Annotated in this window: 3 protein-coding genes and 1 pseudogene; 3 read left to right on the top strand and 1 reads right to left on the bottom strand. The window is 38.8% G+C overall.

Features of this window, described 5'->3' with window-relative positions; translation table 11 throughout:
• The 3 genes and pseudogenes from KPC_RS19145 to KPC_RS19135 all read left to right on the top strand — a co-directional run.
• Window positions 1-363, top strand: a 363-nt coding sequence (locus tag KPC_RS19145) for a transposase (RefSeq protein WP_146196674.1), incomplete at its 5' end; no start/stop codon positions are given.
• A 210-nt stretch (window positions 364-573) separates the two neighbouring features.
• Window positions 574-1,648 (top strand): annotated as a pseudogene (locus KPC_RS19140) (IS3 family transposase).
• Window positions 1,649-1,709: 61 nt separating this feature from the next.
• A complete protein-coding gene (locus KPC_RS19135) occupies window positions 1,710-2,003 on the top strand; it encodes a hypothetical protein (protein WP_121975903.1) in 294 nt (97 codons plus the stop codon).
• Between the two features lie 69 nt (window positions 2,004-2,072).
• Here the strand turns inward: KPC_RS19135 and KPC_RS20870 are convergent, their stop codons facing one another.
• Complete coding sequence (locus KPC_RS20870; RefSeq protein WP_121975902.1) at window positions 2,073-2,330, bottom strand: hypothetical protein; 258 nt, start codon at window positions 2,328-2,330, stop codon at window positions 2,073-2,075.
• Window positions 2,331-2,387: the final 57 nt, after the last annotated feature.

The following is a 2,387-nucleotide window of genomic DNA, read 5'->3' as shown; positions in this document are numbered from 1 at the left end:
GTTGCTAAAACTGTGAATAATCACTTTGAGGATATATTCACCTATTGGGATGCGCCAATAAGAATTACCAATGCTTATACTGAGGGGCATAATGGTATTACAAGAGTAGCGAACCGAATGGGGCGTGGCTATACTTTTGAAGTGCTTCGAGCAAAAATGTTATATAACAAAGTGGCTCGATCTATTACAACTTTAAAGACTCCATCATCTTCATTAAAATCAACCGAAGGTTATGAGGGTTTAACTGCATTTCCAACCAAGCAAGAGAATACTAAGTTGGAATATGGCGCTTATATTCCAACCTTGGTTGAATTGTATGGCGGTGATGAATATTTAGATGAAGAAGTAATTTCAACCATATAATGCAAATAGCCATTCTTTTTTAAATTTAGCCATTCTTTGTACCCCATCATATCCACTGCTAGGCAAAATTTGATTCATTCATTACTATGCACGGATGTTAAATACAATAAAGGCTGCCGCTGATGTCTGGTAATGACAAGGTAATGCTCCCTAAAAATAATTGAACTTAAAAGTAGAAAATCGAATAGCCTTGATCTAAGGAGATTTTCTATGAAAACATCTAAATATTCGGACAGCTTAATCATGAGTATTTTGAAGCAAGCTGAAGCAGGTACTCCAGTGCCTAATCTATGCCGAGAACATGGCATGAGTTCTGCCACTTTTTACAAATGGAAGTCCAAATATGGCAGCATGGATCTTTCCATGATGACTCGACTTAAAGAGCTAGAGACAGAAAATGCCCGCCTAAAGCGCATGTATGCGGATGAACGTCTTAAAGCAGACATTCTTCAGGATGCACTGTCAAAAAAGTTATAAGGCCAACGCAACGCAAGTCACTTGCTCAACAAGCCGTTGAGCAATATAAGATATCAGTGAATAAGGCCTGTCTCATATTCCAAGTCAGTCAAACCTGTTATCGCTATATAGCTCAATTGAAGGAGCAGAATATGGTTATTGCAGATTGGCTGATTAAGCTCACCAATGAGAATAAGACTTGGGGATTTAAGCTTTGCTTTTTGTACCTGCGTAATGTCCAAGGCTACCCTTGGAATCACAAGCGTATTTATCGCATTTATAAGGAGCTTGAGCTTAACCTTCGGATTAAACCCAACAAACGCATTAAACGGATAAAGCCTGAAACTCTTGCAGTACCAGAAGCGCAGAATGAATCATGGTCAATGGACTTTATGCACGATCAACTCAGTGATGGCCGCAGTTACCGTGTGCACAACGTCATTGATGACTATAACCGTGAGTCATTAGATATCTTGATTGACTTCTCCTTACCCGCCGAACGAGTACTTCGAGGGTTGGATCAACTCATCGAATGGCGAGGTAAACCAAAACGAATCCGAAGTGACAATGGACCAGAGTACATCAGTGATTTAATGGAGGCATGGTGTAAGCAGCATGAAATTGAGCATGTATTTACCCAGCCTGGCAATCCACAACAAAATGCGTATGTAGAACGCTTCAATCGGACAGTACGTTATGAATGTTTAAATCAATATTTATTTCGAGAACTTGAAGATGTTCAAGACTATACAACAGCATGGCAACACTTTATAATCATCAACGACCTCATATGTCAGTTGATGGTAAACCACCTAAATTTAAACAATGATAAAGGCTTCGGTTTTTCTACTCATTAACTCAATTAAAAATGGGGGTATTACCACAGTACTCTGGATTATGATGAAAATGATTTAATCGATTCTCCCTTATCTCAAGTTTTACAAGAGGATAATGAGCAAATTAAAATTCTAATTTATCGATTACCGGATAGTGACTGGACACTGGAAGTGGTAAGCCAAAGTGGTACTTCTGCAGTATGGGATGAAACTTTCCTGTCAGATCAGGAGGCCCTATCTTTCGCATTAGATGAAATTAAAGCTGCAGGCGGTATTCAAGCCTTTTCCGAAGTAAGTGACCTCGAAGCAAACAAAAATATTTTTCCTGAATCCCTTACTCGCCATTAAAAATGAAGCTGCTAGCGTGGGTCTGAATCAGTATTTTCTGGATTCTTAGAACCTGTCGCGATGATAGGTTCACTTCAACCCAAACCCACCTAGGGTCGAAGGGCCAAAATTTTCATCAAACATAAACTCATCTGCTCGCTCTTTTTTTAACGTTTCCAGGGCATAAAAAAAACATTTCTCACATAACTGTAACTCATATCTTTCTCCGTCACGCGTAGAACCATAACCCCAATGTGCCGATAAAGTTCCAAACTCCAATTTCGTTGATTGGTTGCATACATCACATACAACATCAGTGACGACTTCTATCTGTTTCAGTTGTTTAATTTCCCTATTAAGAACCTTTAAGTTTTAAAATAAATAGCATGTTATAGGTTGTTATTT

The organism is Acinetobacter stercoris (assembly GCF_900323515.1).
In the GTDB taxonomy this organism is placed as follows: Bacteria; Pseudomonadota; Gammaproteobacteria; order Pseudomonadales; family Moraxellaceae; genus Acinetobacter; species Acinetobacter stercoris.
The sequence above is the reverse complement of the archived record's forward strand: the minus strand, read 5'-3'. Positions and strand labels throughout refer to the sequence as shown.